General features: G+C 44.7%; 27 protein-coding genes and 1 riboswitch. Of the genes, 18 read left to right on the top strand and 9 right to left on the bottom strand.

The genetic code is table 11. The annotated features are described in order from the left end of the window. Positions 1-11: 11 nt before the first annotated feature. The 7 genes from menB to mntD all read left to right on the top strand — a co-directional run bounded on the left by menB (position 12) and on the right by mntD (position 7,651). The gene (gene menB / locus M1D65_RS15055; RefSeq protein ID WP_003229054.1) at positions 12-827 is read left to right on the top strand and encodes a 1,4-dihydroxy-2-naphthoyl-CoA synthase; all 816 of its coding nucleotides are present in this window, start codon (positions 12-14) and stop codon (positions 825-827) included. 90 nt (positions 828-917) lie between these two features. Further along, positions 918-2,378, top strand: a complete 1,461-nt coding sequence (locus M1D65_RS15050) for an o-succinylbenzoate--CoA ligase (protein ID WP_064670855.1) — start codon at positions 918-920, stop codon at positions 2,376-2,378. Then, the gene (menC, locus tag M1D65_RS15045) at positions 2,375-3,490 is read left to right on the top strand and encodes an o-succinylbenzoate synthase (RefSeq protein WP_064670856.1); all 1,116 of its coding nucleotides are present in this window, start codon (positions 2,375-2,377) and stop codon (positions 3,488-3,490) included. Before M1D65_RS15050 ends, menC begins: the two co-directional genes overlap by 4 nt. Positions 3,491-3,769: 279 nt before the next feature. Further along, positions 3,770-4,690: a manganese ABC transporter substrate-binding protein/adhesin MntA gene (gene mntA / locus M1D65_RS15040; protein WP_049635560.1), complete on the top strand. Its 921-nt coding sequence runs from the start codon at positions 3,770-3,772 to the stop codon at positions 4,688-4,690. Positions 4,691-4,708: 18 nt separating this feature from the next. Further along, positions 4,709-5,461, top strand: a complete 753-nt coding sequence (gene mntB, locus M1D65_RS15035; RefSeq protein ID WP_014480635.1) for a manganese ABC transporter ATP-binding protein MntB — start codon at positions 4,709-4,711, stop codon at positions 5,459-5,461. A 5-nt stretch (positions 5,462-5,466) separates the two neighbouring features. Further along, positions 5,467-6,774, top strand: a complete 1,308-nt coding sequence (gene mntC, locus M1D65_RS15030; RefSeq protein ID WP_021480362.1) for a manganese ABC transporter permease MntC — start codon at positions 5,467-5,469, stop codon at positions 6,772-6,774. After that, a complete protein-coding gene (mntD, locus tag M1D65_RS15025) occupies positions 6,764-7,651 on the top strand; it encodes a manganese ABC transporter permease MntD (protein WP_041851129.1) in 888 nt (295 codons plus the stop codon). Before mntC ends, mntD begins: the two co-directional genes overlap by 11 nt. An 18-nt stretch (positions 7,652-7,669) precedes the next feature. On the opposite strand, the gene M1D65_RS15020 is transcribed toward mntD, so the two are convergent. The 3 genes from M1D65_RS15020 to M1D65_RS15010 are packed head-to-tail and all read right to left on the bottom strand — an operon-like array spanning position 7,670 to position 10,296. Beyond that, positions 7,670-7,828, bottom strand: a complete 159-nt coding sequence (locus M1D65_RS15020; RefSeq protein WP_003229069.1) for a DUF1540 domain-containing protein — start codon at positions 7,826-7,828, stop codon at positions 7,670-7,672. Positions 7,829-7,881: 53 nt separating this feature from the next. Next, positions 7,882-8,922, bottom strand: coding sequence for a cytochrome d ubiquinol oxidase subunit II (locus M1D65_RS15015; RefSeq protein WP_014480631.1), 1,041 nt, complete (start codon positions 8,920-8,922; stop codon positions 7,882-7,884). A gap of 42 nt (positions 8,923-8,964) precedes the next feature. Then, positions 8,965-10,296, bottom strand: a complete 1,332-nt coding sequence (locus M1D65_RS15010; RefSeq protein ID WP_003229073.1) for a cytochrome ubiquinol oxidase subunit I — start codon at positions 10,294-10,296, stop codon at positions 8,965-8,967. A gap of 205 nt (positions 10,297-10,501) precedes the next feature. On the opposite strand from M1D65_RS15010, the gene M1D65_RS15005 reads away from it, so the two are divergent. Together M1D65_RS15005 and M1D65_RS15000 are read left to right on the top strand one after the other, a co-directional pair. Continuing rightward, positions 10,502-10,750 (top strand): type B 50S ribosomal protein L31, encoded by a 249-nt coding sequence (locus M1D65_RS15005; protein ID WP_014665094.1) that lies wholly within the window; start codon positions 10,502-10,504, stop codon positions 10,748-10,750. Between the two features lie 93 nt (positions 10,751-10,843). Then, positions 10,844-11,407, top strand: a complete 564-nt coding sequence (locus tag M1D65_RS15000; RefSeq protein ID WP_014477744.1) for a beta-class carbonic anhydrase — start codon at positions 10,844-10,846, stop codon at positions 11,405-11,407. Here M1D65_RS15000 and yidD read toward each other — a convergent pair. Then, complete coding sequence (gene yidD, locus M1D65_RS14995) at positions 11,404-11,631, bottom strand: membrane protein insertion efficiency factor YidD (RefSeq protein ID WP_003229076.1); 228 nt, start codon at positions 11,629-11,631, stop codon at positions 11,404-11,406. The two genes, M1D65_RS15000 and yidD, sit on opposite strands and share 4 nt — an antisense overlap. 128 nt (positions 11,632-11,759) lie before the next feature. On the opposite strand from yidD, the gene M1D65_RS14990 reads away from it, so the two are divergent. Both M1D65_RS14990 and M1D65_RS14985 read left to right on the top strand, forming a co-directional pair. Beyond that, positions 11,760-12,233 carry an S-ribosylhomocysteine lyase gene (locus M1D65_RS14990; RefSeq protein ID WP_003219361.1) on the top strand — a complete coding sequence of 158 codons (474 nt, stop codon included), beginning with the start codon at positions 11,760-11,762 and terminating at the stop codon, positions 12,231-12,233. Between the two features lie 119 nt (positions 12,234-12,352). After that, the gene (locus M1D65_RS14985) at positions 12,353-12,790 is read left to right on the top strand and encodes a FixH family protein (RefSeq protein WP_014477743.1); all 438 of its coding nucleotides are present in this window, start codon (positions 12,353-12,355) and stop codon (positions 12,788-12,790) included. Here M1D65_RS14985 and ytzI read toward each other — a convergent pair. Next, entirely contained in the window at positions 12,784-12,924 is a 141-nt protein-coding gene (ytzI, locus tag M1D65_RS14980; RefSeq protein WP_003229081.1) for a YtzI protein, read from the bottom strand. The genes M1D65_RS14985 and ytzI overlap by 7 nt on opposite strands. A 128-nt stretch (positions 12,925-13,052) precedes the next feature. Between ytzI and M1D65_RS14975 the strand changes: the two genes are divergently transcribed. The 3 genes from M1D65_RS14975 (at position 13,053) to ytkD (ending at position 14,745) form a co-directional block, all read left to right on the top strand. Next, the gene (locus M1D65_RS14975; protein ID WP_003229083.1) at positions 13,053-13,490 is read left to right on the top strand and encodes a Dps family protein; all 438 of its coding nucleotides are present in this window, start codon (positions 13,053-13,055) and stop codon (positions 13,488-13,490) included. A 165-nt stretch (positions 13,491-13,655) separates the two neighbouring features. Continuing rightward, positions 13,656-14,060: a phage holin family protein gene (locus M1D65_RS14970; protein ID WP_021480358.1), complete on the top strand. Its 405-nt coding sequence runs from the start codon at positions 13,656-13,658 to the stop codon at positions 14,058-14,060. Between the two features lie 208 nt (positions 14,061-14,268). Then, positions 14,269-14,745, top strand: a complete 477-nt coding sequence (gene ytkD, locus M1D65_RS14965) for an RNA deprotection pyrophosphohydrolase (protein WP_003229087.1) — start codon at positions 14,269-14,271, stop codon at positions 14,743-14,745. Between the two features lie 26 nt (positions 14,746-14,771). Here the strand turns inward: ytkD and M1D65_RS14960 are convergent, their stop codons facing one another. From M1D65_RS14960 to M1D65_RS14950, 3 genes are read right to left on the bottom strand one after another with little or no spacing between them, the layout of a single operon-like run. Further along, on the bottom strand, positions 14,772-15,584 hold the full coding sequence (locus tag M1D65_RS14960) for an ABC transporter permease (RefSeq protein WP_003229090.1): 813 nt from the start codon (positions 15,582-15,584) through the stop codon (positions 14,772-14,774). Continuing rightward, a complete protein-coding gene (locus M1D65_RS14955) occupies positions 15,559-16,341 on the bottom strand; it encodes an ABC transporter ATP-binding protein (RefSeq protein ID WP_003229092.1) in 783 nt (260 codons plus the stop codon). Before M1D65_RS14955 ends, M1D65_RS14960 begins: the two co-directional genes overlap by 26 nt. 12 nt (positions 16,342-16,353) lie before the next feature. After that, positions 16,354-17,358, bottom strand: a complete 1,005-nt coding sequence (locus M1D65_RS14950) for an ABC transporter substrate-binding protein (RefSeq protein WP_021480357.1) — start codon at positions 17,356-17,358, stop codon at positions 16,354-16,356. Between the two features lie 151 nt (positions 17,359-17,509). Here M1D65_RS14950 and M1D65_RS14945 point away from each other — a divergent pair, with 151 nt between their 5' ends. Continuing rightward, positions 17,510-18,283, top strand: a complete 774-nt coding sequence (locus tag M1D65_RS14945; RefSeq protein WP_029318292.1) for an alpha/beta hydrolase family protein — start codon at positions 17,510-17,512, stop codon at positions 18,281-18,283. A gap of 51 nt (positions 18,284-18,334) precedes the next feature. Continuing rightward, complete coding sequence (locus M1D65_RS14940) at positions 18,335-18,577, top strand: DUF2584 domain-containing protein (RefSeq protein WP_004398611.1); 243 nt, start codon at positions 18,335-18,337, stop codon at positions 18,575-18,577. Positions 18,578-18,615: 38 nt separating this feature from the next. Here the strand turns inward: M1D65_RS14940 and pckA are convergent, their stop codons facing one another. After that, a complete protein-coding gene (pckA, locus tag M1D65_RS14935) occupies positions 18,616-20,199 on the bottom strand; it encodes a phosphoenolpyruvate carboxykinase (ATP) (RefSeq protein WP_014480627.1) in 1,584 nt (527 codons plus the stop codon). Positions 20,200-20,395: 196 nt separating this feature from the next. After that, positions 20,396-20,534: riboswitch (SAM riboswitch) on the top strand. A gap of 167 nt (positions 20,535-20,701) precedes the next feature. On the opposite strand from pckA, the gene metK reads away from it, so the two are divergent. Both metK and asnB read left to right on the top strand, forming a co-directional pair. Further along, positions 20,702-21,904, top strand: coding sequence for a methionine adenosyltransferase (gene metK, locus M1D65_RS14930; RefSeq protein WP_003229102.1), 1,203 nt, complete (start codon positions 20,702-20,704; stop codon positions 21,902-21,904). A 149-nt stretch (positions 21,905-22,053) separates the two neighbouring features. Further along, a complete protein-coding gene (gene asnB, locus M1D65_RS14925; RefSeq protein WP_004398625.1) occupies positions 22,054-23,952 on the top strand; it encodes an asparagine synthase (glutamine-hydrolyzing) in 1,899 nt (632 codons plus the stop codon). The last annotated feature ends 31 nt before the right edge of the window (positions 23,953-23,983 follow it).

Here is a 23,983-nt window from a genome sequence, read left to right as displayed (position 1 = left end):
GAGGTCATCATATGGCTGAATGGAAAACAAAACGGACATACGATGAGATATTGTATGAAACGTATAATGGCATTGCAAAAATAACAATCAACCGACCTGAGGTACATAATGCGTTTACCCCTAAAACGGTTGCTGAAATGATTGATGCGTTTGCTGACGCAAGAGACGACCAAAACGTTGGGGTTATCGTGCTTGCCGGTGCAGGGGACAAAGCATTTTGTTCTGGCGGAGACCAAAAAGTGCGCGGCCACGGTGGATATGTAGGAGACGACCAGATCCCGCGTCTTAACGTATTGGATCTTCAGCGTTTAATCCGCGTCATCCCGAAACCGGTTGTTGCGATGGTGTCCGGATATGCGATCGGCGGAGGCCATGTGCTTCACATCGTATGTGACTTGACAATTGCTGCGGACAACGCAATTTTCGGACAAACAGGACCTAAAGTGGGAAGCTTCGATGCAGGTTACGGTTCTGGCTACCTGGCTCGAATTGTAGGACATAAAAAAGCACGTGAAATCTGGTACCTATGCCGTCAGTACAACGCACAGGAAGCACTGGACATGGGTCTTGTCAACACAGTCGTTCCTTTGGAACAGCTTGAAGAAGAAACGATTAAATGGTGTGAAGAAATGCTTGAAAAAAGCCCGACCGCACTGCGCTTTCTTAAAGCTGCGTTTAACGCGGACACAGACGGACTTGCTGGAATTCAGCAGTTTGCAGGGGATGCTACCCTTCTTTACTACACAACAGATGAAGCAAAAGAAGGCCGTGATTCCTTTAAGGAAAAACGCAAACCTGATTTCGGACAGTTCCCTCGTTTCCCGTGATCAGCAATACTTAGTAAACCAACAGCTTGAGACTTTGCGGTCCAAGCTGTTTTCTTTTCAATACAGACATTTTACCTCGGAGATGATGACATGCTGACAGAACAGCCCAACTGGCTCATGCAGCGGGCACAGCTGACACCTGAGAGAATCGCTCTCATTTATAGAGACCAAACCGTGACATTTGCAGAATTATTTGCCGCGTCTAAACGAATGGCGGCACAGCTTGCCGCTCATTCGGTTCGGAAAGGGGATACTGCGGCTATTTTGCTCCAAAACCGTGCGGAAATGGTATACGCCGTTCACGCTTGTTTTTTGCTTGGTGTTAAGGCGGTGCTTTTGAATACGAAGCTGTCAACACATGAAAGGCTGTTTCAGCTGGAGGATTCGGGATCCGGCTTTTTATTGACAGATTCAAGCTTTGAGAAGAAAGAATATGAACACATCGTTCAAACGATTGATGTGGATGAACTGATGAAAGAAGCAGCAGAGGAAATTGAGATCCAGGCTTATATGCAAATGGATGCAACGGCAACGCTGATGTATACGTCGGGTACGACAGGAAAGCCCAAGGGAGTTCAGCAAACGTTCGGAAACCATTATTTCAGTGCGGTGTCGTCCGCTCTTAATTTGGGTATAACAGAACAAGACCGCTGGCTTATCGCATTGCCGCTCTTTCACATCAGCGGCTTGTCCGCATTATTTAAATCTGTGATCTATGGAATGACTGTCGTGCTTCACCAGCGTTTTTCCGTAAGCGATGTGCTGGATTCTATCAACAGGCATGAAGTGACAATGATATCTGCGGTGCAGACTATGCTGGCCAGTCTTTTGGAAGAAACAAACCGCTGCCCTGAATCCATCAGATGCATTCTTCTCGGCGGCGGTCCTGCACCGCTGCCATTGCTTGAGGAATGCCGTGAGAAAGGATTCCCTGTTTTTCAGTCATATGGAATGACAGAAACATGCTCGCAAATTGTTACCCTGTCGCCGGAATTCAGTATGGAAAAGCTCGGATCTGCGGGGAAACCGCTGTTTTCGTGTGAAATCAAAATAGAGCGGGACGGACAGGCATGTGAACCGTTTGAACACGGTGAAATCATGGTCAAAGGCCCGAATGTCATGAAAAGCTATTTTAACCGGGAGAGCGCAAACGAAGCTTCCTTTCAAAATGGCTGGCTGAAAACAGGTGATCTTGGTTATTTGGACAGCGAAGGCTTTTTATATGTATTAGACAGACGTTCAGATCTGATCATATCCGGCGGAGAAAACATTTATCCGGCCGAAGTGGAGTCAGTGCTGCTTTCACACCCCGCTGTGGCCGAAGCCGGGGTTTCAGGGGCTGAGGACAAAAAATGGGGGAAAGTGCCTCACGCCTATCTTGTCCTTCACAAGCCTGTGAGCGCAGAAGAATTGACTGACTACTGCAAAGAACGCTTGGCGAAGTATAAAATTCCGGCAAAATTCTTTGTGCTTGACCGCCTGCCGCGCAATGCGTCTAATAAGCTCTTGCGAAATCAGCTGAAGGATGCGCGTAAAGGAGAACTGCTATGATCGAAATAGAAAAAATCACGCTTTACCATTTGAGCATGAACTTAAAGAAACCGTTTAAAAACAGTATCGAAACGCTTCAAGAGCGTAAATTTCTGATCGTGGAAGCCATTGATACAACAGGTGTCACAGGCTGGGGAGAAGTTTCCGCTTTCTCTTCGCCTTGGTACACCGAGGAAACCATTGGAACATGCTTGCATATGCTAAAAGATTTTTTTATCCCAAATGTGGTCGGCCGTGAATTCAATCACCCTTCAGAAGTGCCGGACAGCCTGGCGCGTTATAAAGGAAACCGGATGGCAAAAGCGGGACTTGAATCGGCTGTCTGGGATATCTATGCCAAAAAGAAGGGCGTATCCCTTGCTGAGGCATTGGGCGGAACAAGAGATAAAGTCCCTGCCGGGGTGGTAGTCGGCCTGGCGCCTCTTGATGATATGCTGAAGGAAATTGAGAGCTATCAAAAAGAAGGTTATCAAAGAATAAAAATTAAGATTCAGCCTGGGCAGGATGTGGAATTGGTCAAGGCCATCCGCAGCCGATTCCCAAACATCCCGCTTATGGCCGATGCCAATTCCTCTTACGAACTGAAGGATATCAGCCGCTTAAAGGAGCTTGATGAGTACCATTTAATGATGATTGAGCAGCCCCTTCAATCCGACGATATCGTTGACCACCGCCACCTGCAGAAACATTTGAAAACGGCCATTTGCCTTGATGAGAGCATTTGTTCAGTTGATGATGCGAGACGGGCGATTGAGCTAGGAAGCTGCAAAATTATTAATATAAAACCTTCTCGTGTCGGCGGCTTAACAGAAGCCTTAAAAATTCATGATTTATGCAAAGAGCATCATATGCAGGTTTGGTGCGGCGGAATGCTGGAAACAGGCATATCAAGAGCGCAGAACGTGGCGCTTGCTTCACTGCCTCAATTCACAATACCTGGCGATATATCTTCATCCTCACGCTATTGGGATGAAGATATTGTAACTCCTGATATTCGTATTGATAATGGATTTATTTCTGTGTCAAAACAGCCTGGTTTAGGGGTTGAGGTAAACCAAGACATTATGCGAAAATATGTGACCAAAATGGATGTTTTCACACAGCATGGTTAAGAAAAAAGCATTTTGCTATTTTGAATAAATGACACTGTGCTGTTACAGTAAAAGTGTTCGTTGAATACATCCCTTCTCGTTTGGACCGGCTGCTGACCCAGCCGGTTTTTTTATGTAAATTAGCTTGACAAAAATGGCCAAACGCGATAATTTTGCACAAAGGAAACTTTTTGTCCTGTGTAAATAAAACATGCTTTTGGCTAATTTAATGTCACATGTCTAAGAACTGACAACATAAGATAAAACAATCGGACATTGATGGCAAAGAGGAGGAGAAATATGAGACGAGGGCTGATGGCAGCAGTGCTTTTTGCGACCTTTGTTTTAACGGGATGCGGAACGGATTCAGCCGGAAAAAGCGCTGATCAGCAATTACAAGTGACAGCGACAACATCTCAAATTGCCGATGCAGCAGAAAACATCGGAGGTGAACATGTAAAAGTCACCTCTTTAATGGGACCGGGGGTTGATCCGCACCTCTACAAAGCTTCCCAAGGTGACACGAAAAAATTAATGTCTGCCGATGTTGTTCTGTACAGCGGGTTGCATTTGGAAGGGAAAATGGAGGATGTCCTCCAAAAAATCGGCGAACAAAAACAATCGGCGGCAGTAGCTGAGGCCATTCCGAAAAATAAGCTTATTCCCGCGGGGGAAGGCAAGACGTTTGATCCCCACGTCTGGTTCAGCATTCCGTTATGGATCTATGCGGTGGATGAAATTGAAGCGCAATTCAGCAAAGCAATGCCTCAGCACGCAGATGCCTTTCGGAAAAATGCCAAAGAGTACAAAGAAGATTTGCAATATTTAGACAAGTGGTCGCGTAAAGAGATCGCACATATTCCGGAGAAAAGCCGTGTGCTTGTGACTGCTCATGATGCGTTTGCGTACTTTGGGAATGAGTATGGATTTAAGGTAAAAGGCCTGCAGGGACTCAGCACAGATTCGGACTATGGATTAAGGGATGTTCAGGAGCTGGTTGATCTTCTGACAGAAAAACAAATAAAAGCTGTGTTCGTAGAAAGCAGTGTATCTGAAAAATCAATCAATGCAGTGGTGGAAGGCGCTAAAGAAAAAGGCCATACAGTCACAATCGGCGGTCAGCTTTATTCGGATGCCATGGGTGAAAAGGGCACAAAAGAAGGCACATACGAAGGAATGTTCCGCCACAATATCAACACGATTACTAAAGCGCTTAAATAAAGAAAAGAGGTGGAGGATATGTTCCCTGTTGAGCTTGATAATGTGACGGTTGCTTATCATAAAAAGCCTGTACTGCAGGACATTTCGCTGCAGGTACCGGAAGGAAAACTTATTGGCATTATCGGCCCAAACGGCGCGGGAAAATCAACCTTGATCAAAACGATTCTCGGTCTTGTGCCCCGGGCTTCCGGAGACATCTCTATTTACGGCAAAGACTATAAGGATCAGCGGACCAGAATCGGATATGTTCCGCAGCGCGGCTCGGTTGACTGGGATTTCCCCACAAGCGCGCTCGATGTCGTCCTAATGGGAAGATACGGGAGAATCGGTTTATTAAAGAGGCCAAAGAAAGCGGATGTGGAGATGGCGAAGGCCGCATTAGCAAAAGTCGGGATGCTTGATTATGCGAAGAGGCAGATCAGCCAGCTGTCAGGCGGCCAGCAGCAGCGGGTGTTTCTTGCCCGGGCACTCTGCCAGAACGCTGACATTTATTTTATGGATGAACCGTTTGCAGGTGTCGATGCAGCGACGGAGCGGGCGATTATGACACTGTTGGCAGAACTCAAAGAAAAAGGAAAAACCGTGCTTGTCGTCCATCATGACCTGCAGACCGCCGAGGATTATTTCGATTGGATTTTACTTCTTCATTTAAGAAAAATCGCTTTCGGACCGGCGGAAAACGTTTTTACGATCGAAAACCTGCAAAAAACATATGGAGGAAGGCTTACGTTTTTAAAAGATAAAGTGCTGGCAGAAGGACATAAGGAGTGAGCGCAATGTTTGAAAGTTTGTGGCTGCAGCTTCAGCATCCGAATACACAGTGGGTGCTGGCCGGTACGCTTTTGCTCGGGATGGCAAGCGGTGTTTTGGGCAGCTTTGTGCTGCTGAGAAAGCAAAGTTTAATTGGCGATGCGATGGCCCATTCAGCTCTGCCGGGAGTGTGTCTCGCTTTTCTGTTCACCGGGCAAAAATCACTGCCTTTCTTTTTGCTGGGTGCGGCGCTCGCCGGGCTGCTCGGAACGTTTTGTATTCAGCTGATTCCGCGGCTTTCAAAAACAAAGGAGGACTCGGCGATCGGGATTGTTCTTTCTGTGTTTTTTGGCGTCGGGATCATTCTGCTGACATATATTCAGCAACAGGGGGCGGGAAGCCAAAGCGGGCTTGATTCTTTTTTATTCGGCCAGGCTGCTTCATTGGTCAGGCAGGATATCATCCTTATTGCAGGAATATCCGCTGCTCTACTGCTCCTATGTATTGTTTTCTTTAAGGAATTTACATTGATTACTTTTGATCTCGCGTTTGCAAAGGGATTAGGAATCCCTGTGCGTTTTTTAAACGGGCTTTTGGCTTGTCTGATTGTCTGTGCTGTCGTCATTGGGCTTCAGACTGTTGGTGTGATATTAATGGCGGCTATGCTGATTACACCTGCCATAGCTGCGAGATATTGGACCGAACGATTAACCGGGATGATCGTCATTGCCGGGATTACAGGCGGGGTCAGCGGCGTGGCCGGAACCCTGCTTAGCACCACGATGAAGGGAATGGCGACAGGGCCATTAATGATCTTATCTGCAACGCTGCTCTTTCTTTTTTCAATGATTTGCGCGCCTAAGCGGGGATTGGCTGCTAAAGCCATAAGGCTGATGAGGCTGCGGCGCAGAACAAGCAGGGAGCAAGTGCTTTTGGAGATTTATGAACAGTATGAAAAGAATAATCTTTGTGTAACTGTTGAAAGTGTAAGAAAGAAAAGACGCCTATCCCCTTCATTATGCCTTAAGGCATTAAATGACTTGGAACAAGAGAGGTGCATTGAGCGTATCGAAAATGGGATTTGGCAAATCACAAGCAAAGGGATAGAAAAAGGCTATCACACAGCTTTGAAGCAGCGGATGTATGAAGTGTATCTCATGCATGAAATGGAACTTGCCAATATAGAATCCGATCAAGACTGCTTTGACCCGGACCGTTTACCGAGAGAAACGAGAGAGCGGCTTTATTCACTCTTAAAGCTGTATGGACGGATGCCTGAGCGTCGAAAAGCGTCTCATGATGCCGAGAAGGGACAGATCGCAAATGAGTTTTGAAGCATGGATTATAGCTACCGGTGTATTAGTCGGTGTAAGCTGCGGATTGATCGGCACATTTCTTGTGCTGAGAAGCATGGCGATGCTGGCCGACGCAATCAGTCATACAGTGTTGCTTGGCATTGTCGGCGCTTTTCTAGTGACGGGAAGTCTCGATGGGATTTCTATGTTTATTGGCGCAGCCGCAACCGGTCTGTTAACGGCTTTCTTGGTTCAGCTTCTTCATAGCAAGGGGGTTCAATCAGATGCTGCCATAGGAGTTGTGTTTACATCCTTATTTGCAATCGGGGTTATTTTGCTTTCTGTGTATGGAGCGAATGTCCATCTCGATATTGAGCACTCGTTAATGGGAGAAATCGCTTTTGTGCCGTGGAATACGGTGACGGTATTCGGGGTTGATATTGGGCCGAAAGCGTTTTGGATGCTGACATCTGTTCTGGTTTTAAACGTAGTGTTGATCAGTGTGTGCTATAAGGAGTTTAAAATCGCTTCGTTTGATCCTCAAATGGCTTTAGCCTTGGGAATACCAGTTTTGCTCATTCATTACGTGCAAATGGGCATGCTGTCCCTGACGACTGTTGCTTCCTTTGATTCGGTTGGTGCCGTATTGGTTGTGGCCATGCTGATTGTTCCGCCGGCTGCGGCACATTTGTTGACAGACCGGCTTCTTTATATGCTGATTCTCAGCGCGTTGATTGGCGGGCTGTCGGCGGTCATGGGCTATTTCTTCGCAACGTGGCTTAATGTTTCGATTTCAGGAGCGATGGCAGCCATGACAGGTGTATGTTATGCAAGCGCCTTTTTGTTTTCACCTGCAAACGGGGTCATAACTAAAAAGCTGAGAACACTCAACATGCAAAAAGAAAGAGCTGGCTGATGCAGCTCTTTCTTTTAATTATAAATCATGCGGCTTAAACGTTTTGCAGTCTGTTTCCCGGCTGTTTTCAGCCGTTTCACCAGTATGGCTGACAACATAAATGGCATCAGCGGTGCATTTGTTACCTTTGCCCCAATAAGAACAGTTGTTGACCTCACATAGAATTTTCTGCTCCATGCCATCCACTCCTTATAAAGGTTCTGGATTAGTATAGCCGGCTGGCTTGCCCTCTATTCCTCCTGGCGGATATAGCGTTTATCTCGCATAAACATTTTCCAGAAGAAAAAGAAGCCCGGAAATAGAATGATAAATGCAACGATATACGTTGCAAACAGCGCTCTGAACGTTGCTGGCTCTGTGAAGCCTGACATGACTGTCACATCGGGATAAATCATATACGGAAGATGCGCCCGCCCGTACGCGTAGCTTGCGAGAAAATACTGTATCCCAATCGCGACAAGTGCAAGCCGCGGTTTTCCGATGTTTTGCCCAAAGCTCTTATTAGGCAGAAAAAGGGCGATTCCAGCAATGACAAATGTAATGAACGATGCAATAATCCAAGTAAAATCATTCATCATTCCGCTGTACAGCCAGTTTGCTTCATTCCGCATTGTTACCATGATGCATACAGCAAACAACAGTGAAATCGGGCCGGTAATCAGGGCGCTTTTTCTGTAGGCTCGGTACGCATCCTGTTCCTCTGCCACATTTGAAACATCTGCAAGCAGCAGCGAGGACAAAAATAAGGTGCTTAAAATCGCAAACCCGATAAATGAATAGGCGTTGGGGCTTGAAAAGATTTTAGACATATTTAAGTTATAGATTCCATCCGTTTTTTCTATAAACCCTCCGTGTGTCACAGGAAGCACCAAAATTAAAATAGCAGGAATGATAAAGCCGGAGATGCCGGAAATATATCTTAGCGTTTTCCGCTCCTTTGCTGTATTTGAAAAAACGAGAAATCCGCTTCGAATCGCTAAAAGCAGCAAAATCATGCTTCCGGGAATTAATAAAACGGTTCCGAGCACAAATGTCGCGCCGGGGAAAAAACTGAAAAGCGCCACGACGATGGCCACAATAAAGACGTTTGTGACCTCCCAAGTCGGGGACAAAAAGCGATTCGCAATATCGGTGGCCTTCATATGCTCCTTATTTAAATAGATCATAGACCAAAATCCCGCTCCAAAATCCATTGTCGCCATGACGGCGTAAATAAACACAAAGCCCCAGATAATTGAGATGGCGATCAGAGCGTCAGTTGAAATCTCCATTTGTCGATCTTCCTTCCATTTGGTTTCCTGTTTGCGGAGCCATTACGACTCCGCTGTATTTAAATCTTCGTCAACCGGGTGCTTGCGGAAATAATACAGCAGCACGTAGACGACAGCTGCGCCTAACACGGCATAAACAAATGTGAAAAATAAGAACAGCACCCCGATCGAACCAGTCGTTGTTACGACATCTGACGTTTTCAACAGATGATAGATGACCCAAGGCTGCCTCCCCGTACATGCGAAAATCCAGCCGAATTCAATGCCGATGAGACTAAAAGGGCCTGCTGTCATGAAAATGACCAAAAGCCACGTTGGGAAACGGTCTTTCTTAAGCACCTTTCTCCAGACCACACCGATAATGGAATAAAGAATAAGCAGCATGCCTACACCGACCATCGCATTAAACAGCGTGTGAATGAAAAGCGGCGGCCATTCATCTCTCGGAAATGCATTTAATCCCTTTACAACAGTGTCAAAACGGTTCGCTGCCAAAAAGCTTAAAGCCCATGGAATCTCGATTGCCCATTTTACTTTTTCTTCATTCGGGTCGGTAAAACCGCCGATAGCGAGCGGGGCGTGGGATCTTGTTTCAAACAGGCCTTCCGCACCGGCTAATTTTTCGGGCTGGTATTCGTACAGCATCTGTGCAGATTCGTGTCCGTTCAAAGCGGTCAGCAATGAAAAAATACCGCCGATCGTCAGTGCGAGCAAAAGGGCTTTCCGGTGAAAGCGATAGACCTTTTCCTTTTTCCTCGTCCGGATCATTTTATACGCCGCAACAGAAGCCACGATAAACGCACCGGTCATAAACGCGGACAGCACGACATGGCCGGCAGTGATAAAAAAGCTAGGATTAAAAAACGCAGCCCACGGGTCAACATCTGTAATTTTTCCGTTTAAAATTTTAAAACCGGCGGGCGTACCTTCAAAAGCGTGAACATTCGTAATCAGAACAGCTGATGCTGCTGCCCCGACTAACACAAAGAAAACAGCAACAATCCTCATTGCAGGTGACAAACGGTCTGCAGCGTATACATAAATCGACATGAATAGGGCTTCAACAAAAAAAGCATAGATTTCAATTTGAAATGGCAGGGACATCACCCGGCCGATGACTTCCATAAATCCCGGCCATAAAAGCGCGAGCTGAGTGCCCGCGATCGTTCCGGTCGGTATGGCGACCCCCAGCAAAACGGCTTGTGCTTTCGTCCATCTTTTCGCCATGATCGCATAATGGTCATCTTTCGTTTTTTGATAGATCAATTCCGCCACTAAAATCATGAGCGGGAGACCGACTCCAAGCGTTGCGAAAATAATATGAAAGCCCATTGTCGTGCCAAAGAGGCTTCTGGCCAAAACTAAATCATCCACAATCGTAAACCACCTTTCTAAAAAGACGTTCTGTATGTATTTTGGGTTTATTATTTGCTTCCTCGGTTAGATTATTCTTCCTATTCTTAAATGCCATGAGGTTTACGATGTGAAAACAGAGGGAAGGATATAAGAAGATTGACAAAACGTTTGTAAGGTTATAAAATAAAACGTAATTATTACGATTTATTGGAAGGAGATACACATGAGAGAAGGAATTCATCCGAAGAACCACAAAGTGATATTTCAGGATGTCAACAGCGGCTACCGTTTTCTCAGCACCTCTACGAAAACATCTAATGAAACAGCAGAGTGGGAAGACGGCAACACATATCCTGTCATTAAAGTAGAGGTAAGTTCTGACACGCATCCGTTTTATACAGGCCGCCAGAAATTCAATGAAAAAGGCGGACGAGTTGAGCAGTTCAAAAAACGCTATAACATGGGGAAATAAGGCAGACCAGAGGGTTTGTCTTTTTTTATTATGACGAATAAACAAGGGTTGTGATATATTGAAGAGTAAAAAGAATAGAAAGGGACAACGAACATGAGTCTTCTAAATGATATTCTTGAATTTAACAAGACATTTACTGAACAAAGAGAGTATGAAAAGTATCAAACATCAAAATTTCCAGATAAAAAAATGGCGATTCTTTCTTGCATGGACACTCGTCTGGTTGAACTGCTGCCGCATGCGATGAATTTGCGAAACGGTGATGTGAAAATCATTAAAAGTGCCGGTGCGCTTGTGACACACCCATTCGGAAGCATCATGAGAAGTTTACTCGTCGCAGTGTACGAGCTGAATGCAGATGAGGTGTGTGTGATCGGGCATCACGATTGCGGCATGAGCAAAATCAGCAGCAAAAGCATGCTTGAAAAAATCAAAGCAAGAGGGATTCCGGAAGAACGCATCGAAACAATAAAGTACTCCGGTGTAGACTTTGATCAATGGTTTAAAAGCTTTGATTCAGTGGAAGCGAGTGTGAAAGACAGCGTAGACGTTATTAAACATCACCCGCTGTTCCCTGAAAACGTTCCGGTCCATGGCTTAGTCATTGATCCTAAAACCGGAAAACTGGATCTTATCGTAAACGGTTATAACAATTAATGTTTTTGTTTCTTTTCAGGAACGGGATCGACTCCTCCCGGATGGAACGGGTGGCATTTCAAAATCCGTTTGATTGTCAGCCATCCGCCTTTTAAAGCGCCATGTGTTTTAATCGCTTCGATTCCATATTGGGAACAGGTCGGATAAAAGCGGCACGTTGGCGGTGTCAGGGGCGAGATGAATTTTTGATATCCTCTGATCAGAGCGATGAATAGGGTTTTCATGTTTCTTCAGCAACCTTTCTGATGCAAGTATAAGAAAAAAAACACAGATTGAAAAGTTAATCAATAATTCTTATCGGAAAAGTATGTTATAATGAAATTACATTTTTAAAAAAGGGGAGAGTGCCATTATGCCTTCAGTAGAAAGTTTTGAGCTTGATCATAATGCGGTTGTTGCTCCATATGTAAGACATTGCGGCGTGCATAAAGTGGGAACAGACGGCGTTGTAAATAAATTTGACATTCGTTTTTGCCAGCCAAATAAACAGGCGATGAAGCCTGACACCATTCACACACTCGAGCATTTGCTCGCGTTTACGATTCGTTCTCATGCTGAGAAATACGATCATTTTGATATCATTGATATTTCTCCAATGGGCTGCCAGACAGGCTATTATCTAGTTGTGAGCGGAGAGCCGACATCAGCGGAAATCGTTGATCTGCTTGAAGACACAATGAAGGAAGCGGTAGAGATTACAGAAATACCAGCTGCGAATGAAAAGCAGTGCGGCCAAGCGAAGCTTCATGATCTGGAAGGCGCTAAACGTTTAATGCGTTTCTGGCTTTCACAGGATAAAGAAGAATTGCTAAAAGTATTTGGCTAAAATAGAAAGGACCTTTTTGCGCATAAGCAAAAAGGTCTTTTTTGTGACGTCTCATATTTTATGTACCATTTGCTGTAAGCGTTTGCTACTATTTAGGTAAACGATGAAAGGGTGATGGCATGAAAAAGATGTTGGTTGTTCTGCTTTTTTCTGCTTTATTGCTTAATGGATGCGGATCTGGTGAAAGCAAAGCAAATACAGCTGAGACGCCGGAGGTTTTGGATGTCAAGCTGACCGGGCCTGAAAAAGTAAATCCCGGAGAAAGCGCTGCTTATGAAGCAGCCGTATCATATGGTGATGAAGCTGTGACGGATGCCGATGAAGTAGAGTTTGAAGTATGGAAAGAAGGGGAAAAAGACGCAAGCCAAATGTTTAAGGCGAAACAAGAAAAAGGCGTATACCGATTGGAAACGACGTTTAAGGAAGATGGTGTATACACTGTCCAATCCCATGTCACAGCAAAAAAACAGCATAGCATGCCGACCTTAAAAGTCCAAGTCGGAGACGCCGATGCTGCCAGCAATCAGTCAGAAGAGGAGCATTCACATCATCATTGATTGTGTGAATCAGAGTGATTTTCTTGTGGTGGATCAATGGTATGCTTTACATTATAGGCTTTTACAGTCGTCCAAATGGTTACAAGCAAAACAGCCAGCACAATCAAAATACTTATCGTAATGAGAAGCGTCATGACATTCCACCTCCCGTTTTTTAACAATTGTAGCATAATAGAAGAAATCGTGACAGATAAGGGTAAAAAAGAGGTTTTAGCGTACGATATTAAGGGTATACATAGTCATATAACAAGGAGGAGATACCATGTCAGAACAATTGATTCAAGCAGTGAACAAACAAGTAGCCAACTGGACAGTCATGTATGTGAAACTACATAATTATCACTGGTATGTGAAAGGAAAAGATTTCTTCACTCTTCATGAAAAGTTTGAGGAGCTGTACAATGAAACGGCAACTTATATTGATGACTTAGCAGAACGTCTTTTGGCGCTGAACGGAAAACCGATTGCAACAATGAAGGAATCCTTAGAAACGGCTTCTGTCAAAGAAGCTGCTGGAAATGAAACAGCTGAACAAATGGTTCAAAGCGTATATGATGATTTCACAGTCATCGCGGAAGAACTGAAAAACGGCATGGATTTAGCTGATGAAGTCGGTGACGAAACAACAGGGGACATGCTTCTTGCGATCCATCAAAATATTGAAAAACATAACTGGATGCTAAAAGCTTACCTAGGTTAAACTCAAAAATAGAACGGCCGGATGTCTTAAAAAAGACGTCCGGCTTTTCTTTTTGTATCTTAAAAATAGGCGACAACCAGTCCATTTTTCTGAAAAATCCAAACCGTTCGGCTTGTTTACCATAGAATATCGTAAGGCCGTTTCTGTGAAAGGATGTTGGGATAAATGGATAGAGACTTTGGCATCTTTTCGTTTTTAGCAGTCAGCGTTTCAGCAGCGGGTTTTTTCTTTGGAGGTTTTCAGTATTCATTTCTGATTTTGCTCTCTCTTATGGCAATTGAATTTATCAGTACGACTTTGAAGGAAACCATTATTCACAAACTGTCATTTAAAAAGATATTTGCCCGGCTTGTCAAAAAATTAGTCACGCTGGCTCTGATCTCTGTATGCCACTTTTTTGATCAGCTGCTGAATACACAGGGATCAATTCGTGACTTGGCTATTATGTTTTATATTCTTTATGAATCTGTGCAAATTGTTGTGACAGCCAGCTCTCTTGGCATACCGGTTCCCCAGATGCTTGTCGATCTTTTAGAAACGTTAAAAAATAAATTTAAGCGCAAACCGTAACTTTTCCCTGTTCGAGGGTCATAATAAAGCCCAGAGCGTCGGCCGCACTTTTCGGCAAAAGCTATCGCAAAAAACTGTACGAGCTAGTCTGCATGCAGAACCTGACGGCGTGCTGGGTTTCCCTTATTTTTTGATAAAAGGCTTCCGAAGAAACGTAACTGTGGTATGATGTATGGAAGATAGCTAGGAACGGATTTGAGGGATAAACATGTACGAGTTTAAAGATTATTATCAGAATACTGTTCAGCTTTCCTTTGACGATCAGCCTTTCTCGGACAGCCCGAAGCATGTCTGGGTGATTTGCCGTTTTGGCGGCAAATGGCTTTTAACAGAACATGAGGACAGAGGCTATGAGTTTCCAGGCGGGAAAGTAGAGCCGATGGAGTGCGCAGAAGAGGCTGCGCTCCGGGAAGTAAAGGAAGAGACGGGCGCGAGAGTCAAAAGCCTCAAGTATCTCGGACAGTATAAAGTTCTCGGAAAAGAAAAAGTGATTGTGAAAAATATATATTTTGCAGATATAGAAAAGCTTGAAAAGCAGGCTGATTACTTTGAAACGAAAGGCCCGGTTTTGTTTCACGAGCTGCCGGAGAACCTTTCCCGCAATAAAAAATTCAGCTTTATTATGAAGGATTCCGTTCTTCCGATCAGCTTGAAAAAACTGAAAGAATCTGGATGGATTGAATAAAAAACCCGGCACATGTGCCGGGTTTTTTATGTCCTCCCCTTCGTCCATTTCTTTTCCAGCAGCTCGACGCCCTGATACATCAGAGTGGCGAAGATGGCGATGATCAGCAGGCTTAAGAAGACGAGTGTAAAATTGAAGACTTGGAATCCGTAAATAATCATATATCCTAATCCGACCTTCGAAACGAGGAATTCCCCTACAATAACGCCAACCCATGATAAACCGACGTTCACTTTTAGTGTTGAAATAATCGCGGGGGAGGATGCAGGCAGTATGACTTCTTTAAAAATAACCCACTTTTTTGCGCCGAATGTTTTCATGACTTTCGTATAGTTTTCGTCGACCTCTTGGAAGGCGGTGTAGACAACGATGGTTGTGATAATGACGCTGATGATGGCTCCCATCGCAATGATGCTGATAAAACTGGGACCGAGCGCGACAATCAGGATCGGGCCCAGGGCCACTTTCGGCATTGCGTTCAAAATCACAAGATACGGATCTAAAATTCTGGCAAGTCGGTTAGACCACCATAACAAAGCGGCGAGGCACGTGCCCATAAACGTCCCGAGCAAAAAGCCAAGCACCGTTTCAAATAAAGTGACGCCGATGTGTGACAGTAAAGAACCGTCACCAAGTTTCTCCAGCAATAATCGCCACACAGCTGATGGAGAGCTGAAGATCAGCGGATCGATCCAGCCCTGCCTGCTGGAGATTTCCCAGCCCGAGAAAAAGAGAATAAATATGGCAAGCTGAAAGGAATGGACCTTCCACTTTTCCTTTTTCTGTTTGAATTGATACTGCTCGTGAAGCAGATCAATGGTTTCTTTGCTGTTTCTCAAGAGAATTCAGCTCCTTCCATATCGTTTGAAACAGTGTCTGGAAGGAAGGTTCCTGACGGGCGTCAAAAGGCAACATCGCGGCCAATTCCTTAGGAATGGTAAAAATCTGATGGATGGTGCCCGGCTGATTTGAAAATAAAAAGATCGTATCGCTCATCGCTATCGCTTCCCCTATATCATGAGTGACAAGCACTGCTGTTTTTTGATATTCCTTTAATGTGCGGAATACCAGGTTTTCCAAAGACAGCTTTGTCTGAAAATCAAGCGCGGAAAATGGCTCATCCAGCAAAAGCAGACTAGGGTTAGGCGCAAGTGTTCTTGCAAGCGCAGCCCGCTGGCGCATCCCGCCTGACAGCTCTTTCGGATATTTTTTCTCCACATCTATGAGGCCGAACTCCGGCAATAGACCGAGTGCAGCGGCTTTGCTTTCTTCTGTCAGCGTGTCGGCGATTTTTAAACCGAGAAGCACATTTTCCTCGATAGATTTCCAGGGAAATAAGTAATCCTGCTGAAGCATATAGCCAATATTATGTTCTTTTTGATTCGGCTCACGGCCTTCAATCAGAACTCTGCCTTCTGATGGCTCAATCAAACCGGCAATAATGGAAAGCAGTGTTGTTTTTCCGCAGCCGCTTGGGCCGAGAAATGAGATGAAATCACCTTTTTCGGCATCGAAATGAATATCCCGCACAGCCGTTGTTTTTTCTTTAATAGAAAAATAAGTATGGGTTACATGGTCGACATGTAAGAAAGACATAGATGGCGCCTCCTATTTCTCCGAGGTGACTTTTTCAGCAATTTCTTTATTTACAAGCTGATTGTATGGAATGTGCTTCGGCAGTTCTCCCGATTGATCCATAATGGTTTGGAGAAGCTCCCATTCTTTTTCGTTAAGCAGAGGGTCTGGTGAATATGAATGCTGTTTTTTATAGCGTTCAATGGATGTTTCGATGACGTCTGGGTCGGTATCATCAAATTCATCTTTAATGGCATCTGTGATGTCCTTCGCAGAATGGTTTTCAACCCACTGCTGCGCCTTATAAATGGCCTTTGTAAACTTGACGGCTGTGTCTTCATTTTTCTTCAAATAGCTTTGTTTCGCCATAAAAGTCGTATAAGGAACCTCTCCTGATTCTTCTCCGAATGAAGCCACGATATGGCCGATGCCTTTTTTCTCAAAGAGAGAAGCCTGCGGTTCAAAGAGCTGTACATACTCACCGGTTCCAGAAGCAAACGCATTGGCAATATTGGCGAAGTCTATGTTCTGGATGAGGTCTATATCCTTATGCGGGTCAATCTTATGTTTGTTCAGTACATACTCGCCGACCATTTGCGGCATGCCGCCTTTTCGCTGACCGAGAAACGTTTTTCCTTTCAACTGATCCCAGTCGAAGTGTTCAACATCTTCTCTCGCGACAAGAAACGTTCCGTCTGTCTGAGTCAGCTGGGCGAAATTAATGACGGGATCTTTAGCCCCTTGCGCTTCGACATAAATAGATGTTTCTGACCCGACAAGCGCGATGTCGGAGCCGTTGGAAAGAAGCGATGTCATCGTTTTGTCTCCGCCCCAGGTCGTATTCACATCGACATCAAGCCCTTCTTCTTTAAAAAACCCTTTAGACTCAGCAACATATAAAGGTGCGTAAAAAATTGAATGGGTCACTTCAGCTACCTTGACTTTTGTGAGCGTTTCTTCCTGCTTGCAAGCCGCCAGGGCGAACATCAGAAAGATACTGCCGACACAGGCGAAGCTCAGCCTTAACCATCTGTTCACATAGACAACCTCCTTATTTCGCATCAAGTTAATATCCTTTTTTGCTTTACATATCGTATGATGGGTATAAAAATGTGTGAATGCCTAACCAGGTTCTCCGGATGTAATTTTGGAGTAAGGAAAGCATATAGAAAAAAAGGAGGCGGCTGTTTTGATTGTAGAGAAAAGAAGATTTCCGTCGCCAAGCCAGCATGTGCGTTTGTATACGATCTGCTATCTGTCAAATGGATTACGGGTTAAGGGGCTTCTGGCTGAGCCAGCGGAACCGGGACAATATGACGGATTTTTATATTTGCGCGGCGGGATTAAAAGCGTGGGCATGGTTCGGCCGGGCCGGATTATCCAGTTTGCATCCCAAGGGTTTGTGGTGTTTGCTCCTTTTTACAGAGGAAATCAAGGAGGAGAAGGCAATGAGGATTTTGCCGGAGAAGACAGGGAGGATGCATTTTCTGCTTTTCGCCTGCTTCAGCAGCACCCAAATGTCAAGAAGGACAGAATTCATATCTTCGGCTTTTCCCGCGGCGGAATTATGGGAATGCTCACTGCGATCGAAATGGGCGGGCAGGCAGCTTCATTTGTTTCCTGGGGAGGCGTCAGTGATATGATTCTTACATATGAGGAGCGGCAGGATTTGCGGCGAATGATGAAAAGAGTCATCGGCGGAACACCGAAAAAGGTGCCTGAGGAATATCAATGGAGGACACCGTTTGACCAAGTAAACAAAATTCAGGCACCCGTGCTGTTAATCCATGGAGAAAAAGACCAAAATGTTTCGATTCAGCATTCCTATTTATTTGAAGAGAAGCTAAAACAACTGCATAAGCCGGTGGAGACATGGTACTACAGTACATTCACACATTATTTCCCGCCAAAAGAAAACCGGCGTATCGTGCGGCAGCTCACACAATGGATGAAAAACCGCTGACAGTGAAATATGTTATGATAAAGAAAAAAGAGAACGAAAGGGGATTTCACTTTGGGAATGCCTGTTGAATTTAATACACTGATTGTGACAAAAGGAAAAGAAGTTCGCATAGATGAAAATATATTCACGTTAGAGAAGGACGGATACCGAGTATATCCGATGGAGATTCCAATGGATGTACGCAAAACAAAGTTTGGCGAAAAGTCAGGCACAGCTGAAGTGCAGAAGCTTCAATGGGAAGAAGGCCGGACCATCATTACATACAAGCTGACTTCTTTGCATTCCGTCAATTAAAACAAGCCAAGAGCATAATTGCTCTTGGCTTTTGTTTTTTATACGAGAGGGCCGCCTGCCTGGGCGATGGCATCGGTATGTGCGAACTTTTTAAAGTTCTCTTTGAATTCATTTGCAAGGTAGACTGCTTTTTCTTTGTATTCTTCCTTGTTGGTCCACGTATTTTCAGGCTGAAGGATATGATCAGGAACGCCAGGAACATGTGCTGGAATGTGCAGGCCGAAAATATCGTCAGTTATCATTTCAGCATCCTCTAATTTACCTTCAATCGCTGCTTTGACCATTGCTCTAGTGTAAGAAAGCTTCATTCGTTCGCCTGTGCCGTAGCCGCCCCCGGTCCAGCCGGTATTGACTAAGAAAACGTCTGCGCCGTGTTCATCGATCTTTTTGCCGAGCATTTCAGCATAGACGTGAGCAGGAAGCGGCAGGAACGGTGAGCCGAAGCATGTAGAGAACGTCGTTTCAGGAGACGTGACACCACGTTCGGTTCCGGCAAGCTTACTCGTGTAACCGCTCAAGAAATGGTACATGGCCTGCTCCTTCGTTAGTTTGCTGATCGGCGGCAGGACTCCGAATGCATCAGCCGTCAAAAATACAATTGCTGACGGATGGCCGGCCATGCTTGGAGTCACGATGTTGTCAATCATATGAATCGGGTAAGCTGCCCGCGTGTTTTCAGTATAGAAGGAATCATCATAATTGGCTTCGCGTGTATCTTCGTCAACAACGACATTTTCGAGAACAGACCCGAAACGGATCGCGTTAAAGATTTGCGGCTCCTTTTCCTCGCTTAAATGAATGCACTTAGCGTAGCACCCGCCTTCAATATTAAAGACGCCTGTATCAGACCAGCCATGTTCATCGTCACCGATCAGCTTGCGGTCAGCATCTGCCGACAGGGTGGTCTTGCCTGTTCCTGACAGTCCGAAGAAAAGGGCGACGTCGCCTTTTTCACCGACATTGGCGGAGCAGTGCATAGATAAAATATCTCTTTCAGGCAGCAGGAAATTCATAATGGAGAAAATGGACTTCTTCATTTCACCGGCATACTCAGTTCCGCCGATTAAGATCGTCCGCTTTTCGAAAGAGACAATAATAAACGTTTCGGAATGAGTGCCGTCTGTTTTTGGATCCGCTTTGAAATGCGGAGCAGAAAGAATGGTGAACGGCTGCTCAACTGTTTTCTTATCATTTCCTTCCGGACGGATAAACAGCTGCCGCGCAAATAAATTGTGCCATGCGAACTCATTTACGACAGTGATCGGCAGTCTGTATTTCTCGTCTGCTCCGGCAAATCCTTCGAAAACAAACAGCTCATCTCGCTCCTTTAAATAGCTGACAACTTTCGTGTACAGCCGCTCAAACGCTTCTTCTGAAATCGGCTGATTCACCGGGCCCCAATCGATCTTATTTTTCGTGCTTTCTTCCTCCACGATGAATTTATCTTTAGGTGAGCGTCCTGTGTAAGCGCCTGTAGTCGCACGAACAGCACCTGTGGATGTTAAAATGCCTTCGTTTCGGGAGAGGACTTTTTCTGTTAGCTGTGCTGCTGATAAATTATGACGCACATTTGGACATGTTAATAAGGCTTGTAAATCAGCGGTCAAATCAACTGAGTTCATATGAAACCTTCCTTTATCGTTTTTTGTGTTTTGCTAATTGTGAATTAGTATAACATATATTTTCAAATAGTCTATACTATTTATTATTTTTTGTGTGTGCATTTCCATTGTTTTCCCTCAATATAGGTGCCTATTTCTTCTGAATCATATTGACATTGCAAACCCTTTTACGATAAGATATTTCATTGAGCGGATACTCTTATCCCGAGCTGGCGGAGGGACAGGCCCTATGAAGCCCAGCAACCGGTTTCTCTGTTATTTATTATGTTCAACTGAGTGAGACAACCAAGGTGCTAACCTGTTGCAAGGTTGTATGATTCCTTGAGCGATAAGAGTGAAAGGCACAAAGACCAAACCCTTTCCTCGATGGAAAAGGTTTTTTTATTTCATAAATATGCCAATTAACATTCTCTAATATAACTGTACATTGTATAAGAGGGAGCGAGTTCCGTATCATATATACAAGGTCTTTCGGGAGGCCTTGTGCAGGAGGAAGCAAATCATGAGTAAAAATCGTCGTTTATTTACATCAGAATCTGTTACGGAGGGGCATCCGGATAAAATCTGTGACCAGATTTCTGACAGCATTTTAGATGAAATTTTAAAGAAAGACCCTAACGCGCGTGTTGCTTGTGAAACATCTGTGACAACAGGTTTGGTTCTTGTAAGCGGAGAGATCACAACTTCTACGTATGTTGACATTCCGAAAACGGTTCGCCAAACCATTAAAGAAATCGGATACACACGTGCAAAATACGGATTTGATGCGGAAACTTGTGCGGTTTTAACATCAATTGATGAGCAGTCTGCTGATATCGCGATGGGCGTAGACCAAGCGCTTGAAGCCCGTGAAGGCACAATGAGCGACGAAGAAATTGAAGCGATTGGTGCGGGTGACCAAGGATTAATGTTCGGTTATGCGTGCAACGAAACGAAAGAGCTTATGCCTCTTCCAATTTCACTTGCCCATAAATTAGCCCGCCGCCTAAGTGAAGTCCGTAAAGAAGATATTCTTCCGTACCTTCGCCCTGACGGCAAAACACAGGTAACGGTTGAGTACGATGAAAATAACAAACCAGTCCGCATTGACGCGATTGTTATTTCAACTCAGCATCATCCTGAAATTACACTTGAGCAAATTCAGCGCAACATTAAAGAACATGTCATCAATCCGGTTGTTCCTGAAGAGCTGATTGATGAAGAAACAAAATATTTCATCAACCCTACAGGACGTTTCGTAATCGGAGGCCCTCAAGGGGATGCGGGACTTACAGGACGCAAAATCATCGTTGATACGTACGGCGGCTATGCACGCCACGGCGGAGGCGCGTTCTCAGGTAAGGACGCGACGAAGGTAGACCGTTCTGCAGCTTATGCGGCAAGATACGTTGCGAAAAACATCGTTGCGGCTGAGCTTGCTGATTCTTGCGAAGTACAGCTTGCTTACGCGATCGGTGTTGCACAGCCTGTGTCAATCTCAATCAACACATTCGGTTCAGGAAAAGCTTCTGAGGAAAAACTGATTGAAGTTGTTCGCAATAACTTTGATTTACGACCTGCCGGCATTATCAAAATGCTTGATTTGCGCCGTCCGATCTACAAACAAACTGCTGCGTACGGCCACTTTGGACGTCACGATGTTGACCTTCCATGGGAGCGCACAGACAAAGCGGAGCAGCTGCGTAAAGAAGCGTTAGGAGAATAATTTTATAGCCGCTTACTGGTTAAGCGGCTTTCCCTTTTTTATCGTTGTATTCATGTTTATTTTTTTACATAACTGTGAAACCAAATACTATTCACAGCGTCTATAAATAGGGGTTCAATGATGACAATTTTAATTATGGAGGCAATACTATGTGTGGATTTGTCGGGGTTTTTAACAAGCATCCGTTAGCTCAAACCGCTGATCAAGAAGAACTAATCAAACAAATGAACCAAATGATCGTTCACCGCGGTCCTGACAGTGATGGATATTTCCATGATGAGCACGTCGGCTTCGGATTCAGACGGCTCAGCATTATTGATGTAGAAAATGGCGGACAGCCTTTATCATATGAAGATGAAACATATTGGATTATCTTTAACGGAGAAATCTATAACTATATTGAACTGAGAGAAGAGCTTGAAGCAAAGGGGTACACATTCAACACGGATTCGGACACAGAGGTTCTTCTTGCGACTTACCGTCACTATAAAGAAGAAGCGGCGTCCAAACTGCGCGGTATGTTTGCCTTTCTGATTTGGAATAAAAACGATCATGTGCTTTATGGGGCAAGAGATCCATTCGGCATTAAACCGTTGTACTACACAACGATCAATGATCAGGTTTATTTTGCCTCAGAGAGAAAAAGTTTAATGGTTGCTCAGAATGATATTGAAATAGATAAAGAGGCATTGCAGCAGTACATGTCTTTCCAATTTGTTCCTGAACCAAGCACGCTTGATGCCCATGTGAAAAAAGTAGAGCCGGGTTCACAATTCACAATCCGCCCGGACGGCGATATCACATTCAAAACGTATTTCAAAGCGAACTTCAAGCCGGTTCAGACTGAAGAAGACAAGCTTGTGAAAGAAGTCCGAGACGCGATCTATGATTCTGTAAACGTTCATATGAGAAGTGACGTTCCTGTCGGTTCGTTTCTGTCTGGCGGGATTGATTCTTCCTTTATTGTGTCTGTTGCGAAGGAATTTCATCCAAGCTTAAAAACATTCTCTGTCGGCTTTGAACAGCAGGGCTTCAGTGAGGTTGATGTAGCGAAAGAAACTGCAGCGGCGCTGGGCATCGAAAATATCAGCAAAGTCATTTCGCCTGAGGAATACATGAATGAGCTTCCGAAGATCGTATGGCATTTTGATGACCCGCTTGCTGATCCGGCAGCGATTCCGTTGTACTTTGTTGCAAAAGAAGCGAAAAAACATGTTACGGTTGCTTTATCAGGTGAAGGAGCGGATGAGCTCTTCGGCGGATATAACATTTACCGTGAACCGCTTTCGCTTAAACCGTTTGAACGGATCCCGTCCGGCTTGAAAAAGATGCTTCTGCACGTTGCTGCCGTTATGCCTGAAGGTATGAGAGGAAAGAGCCTGCTTGAGCGCGGCTGTACTCCGCTTCAAGATCGTTATATCGGTAACGCGAAAATCTTTGAAGAGTCTGTCAAAAAGCAGCTGTTGAAGCATTATAATCCGAACCTTTCATATCGCGATGTGACGAAGACTTACTTTACAGAAAGCAGCTCGTACAGCGATATCAACAAAATGCAGTATGTCGATATCCACACTTGGATGCGCGGCGACATTTTGTTAAAGGCGGATAAAATGACGATGGCGAATTCTTTGGAACTGCGTGTGCCGTTCTTGGATAAAGTCGTATTCGACGTCGCTTCAAAAATTCCTGATGAGCTGAAAACGAAGAACGGCACGACGAAGTATCTTCTTCGCAAAGCCGCTGAAGGAATTGTGCCTGAGCACGTATTAAACCGCAAAAAGCTCGGTTTCCCTGTACCGATCCGTCATTGGCTGAAAAACGAAATGAACGAATGGGTGCGGAATATTATTCAAGAAAGCCAAACGGATGCTTATATCCATAAGGATTATGTCCTTCAGCTTCTTGAAGACCATTGTGCGGACAAGGCTGATAACAGCCGTAAAATCTGGACTGTGCTAATCTTTATGATCTGGCACAGCATCAATATTGAAAAACGGTATATGCCTGAAGAGCTGAGCCATCAGCCTAAAGAAGTCATCTTTGTGTAACAGACAACAAGGCTTTCGAGTAGTCGAAAGC

It is taken from the genome of Bacillus sp. JZ39, from assembly GCF_053903145.1.
Note: the sequence above shows the minus strand (reverse complement) of the source record. Positions and strands in the feature narration are given on the sequence as shown.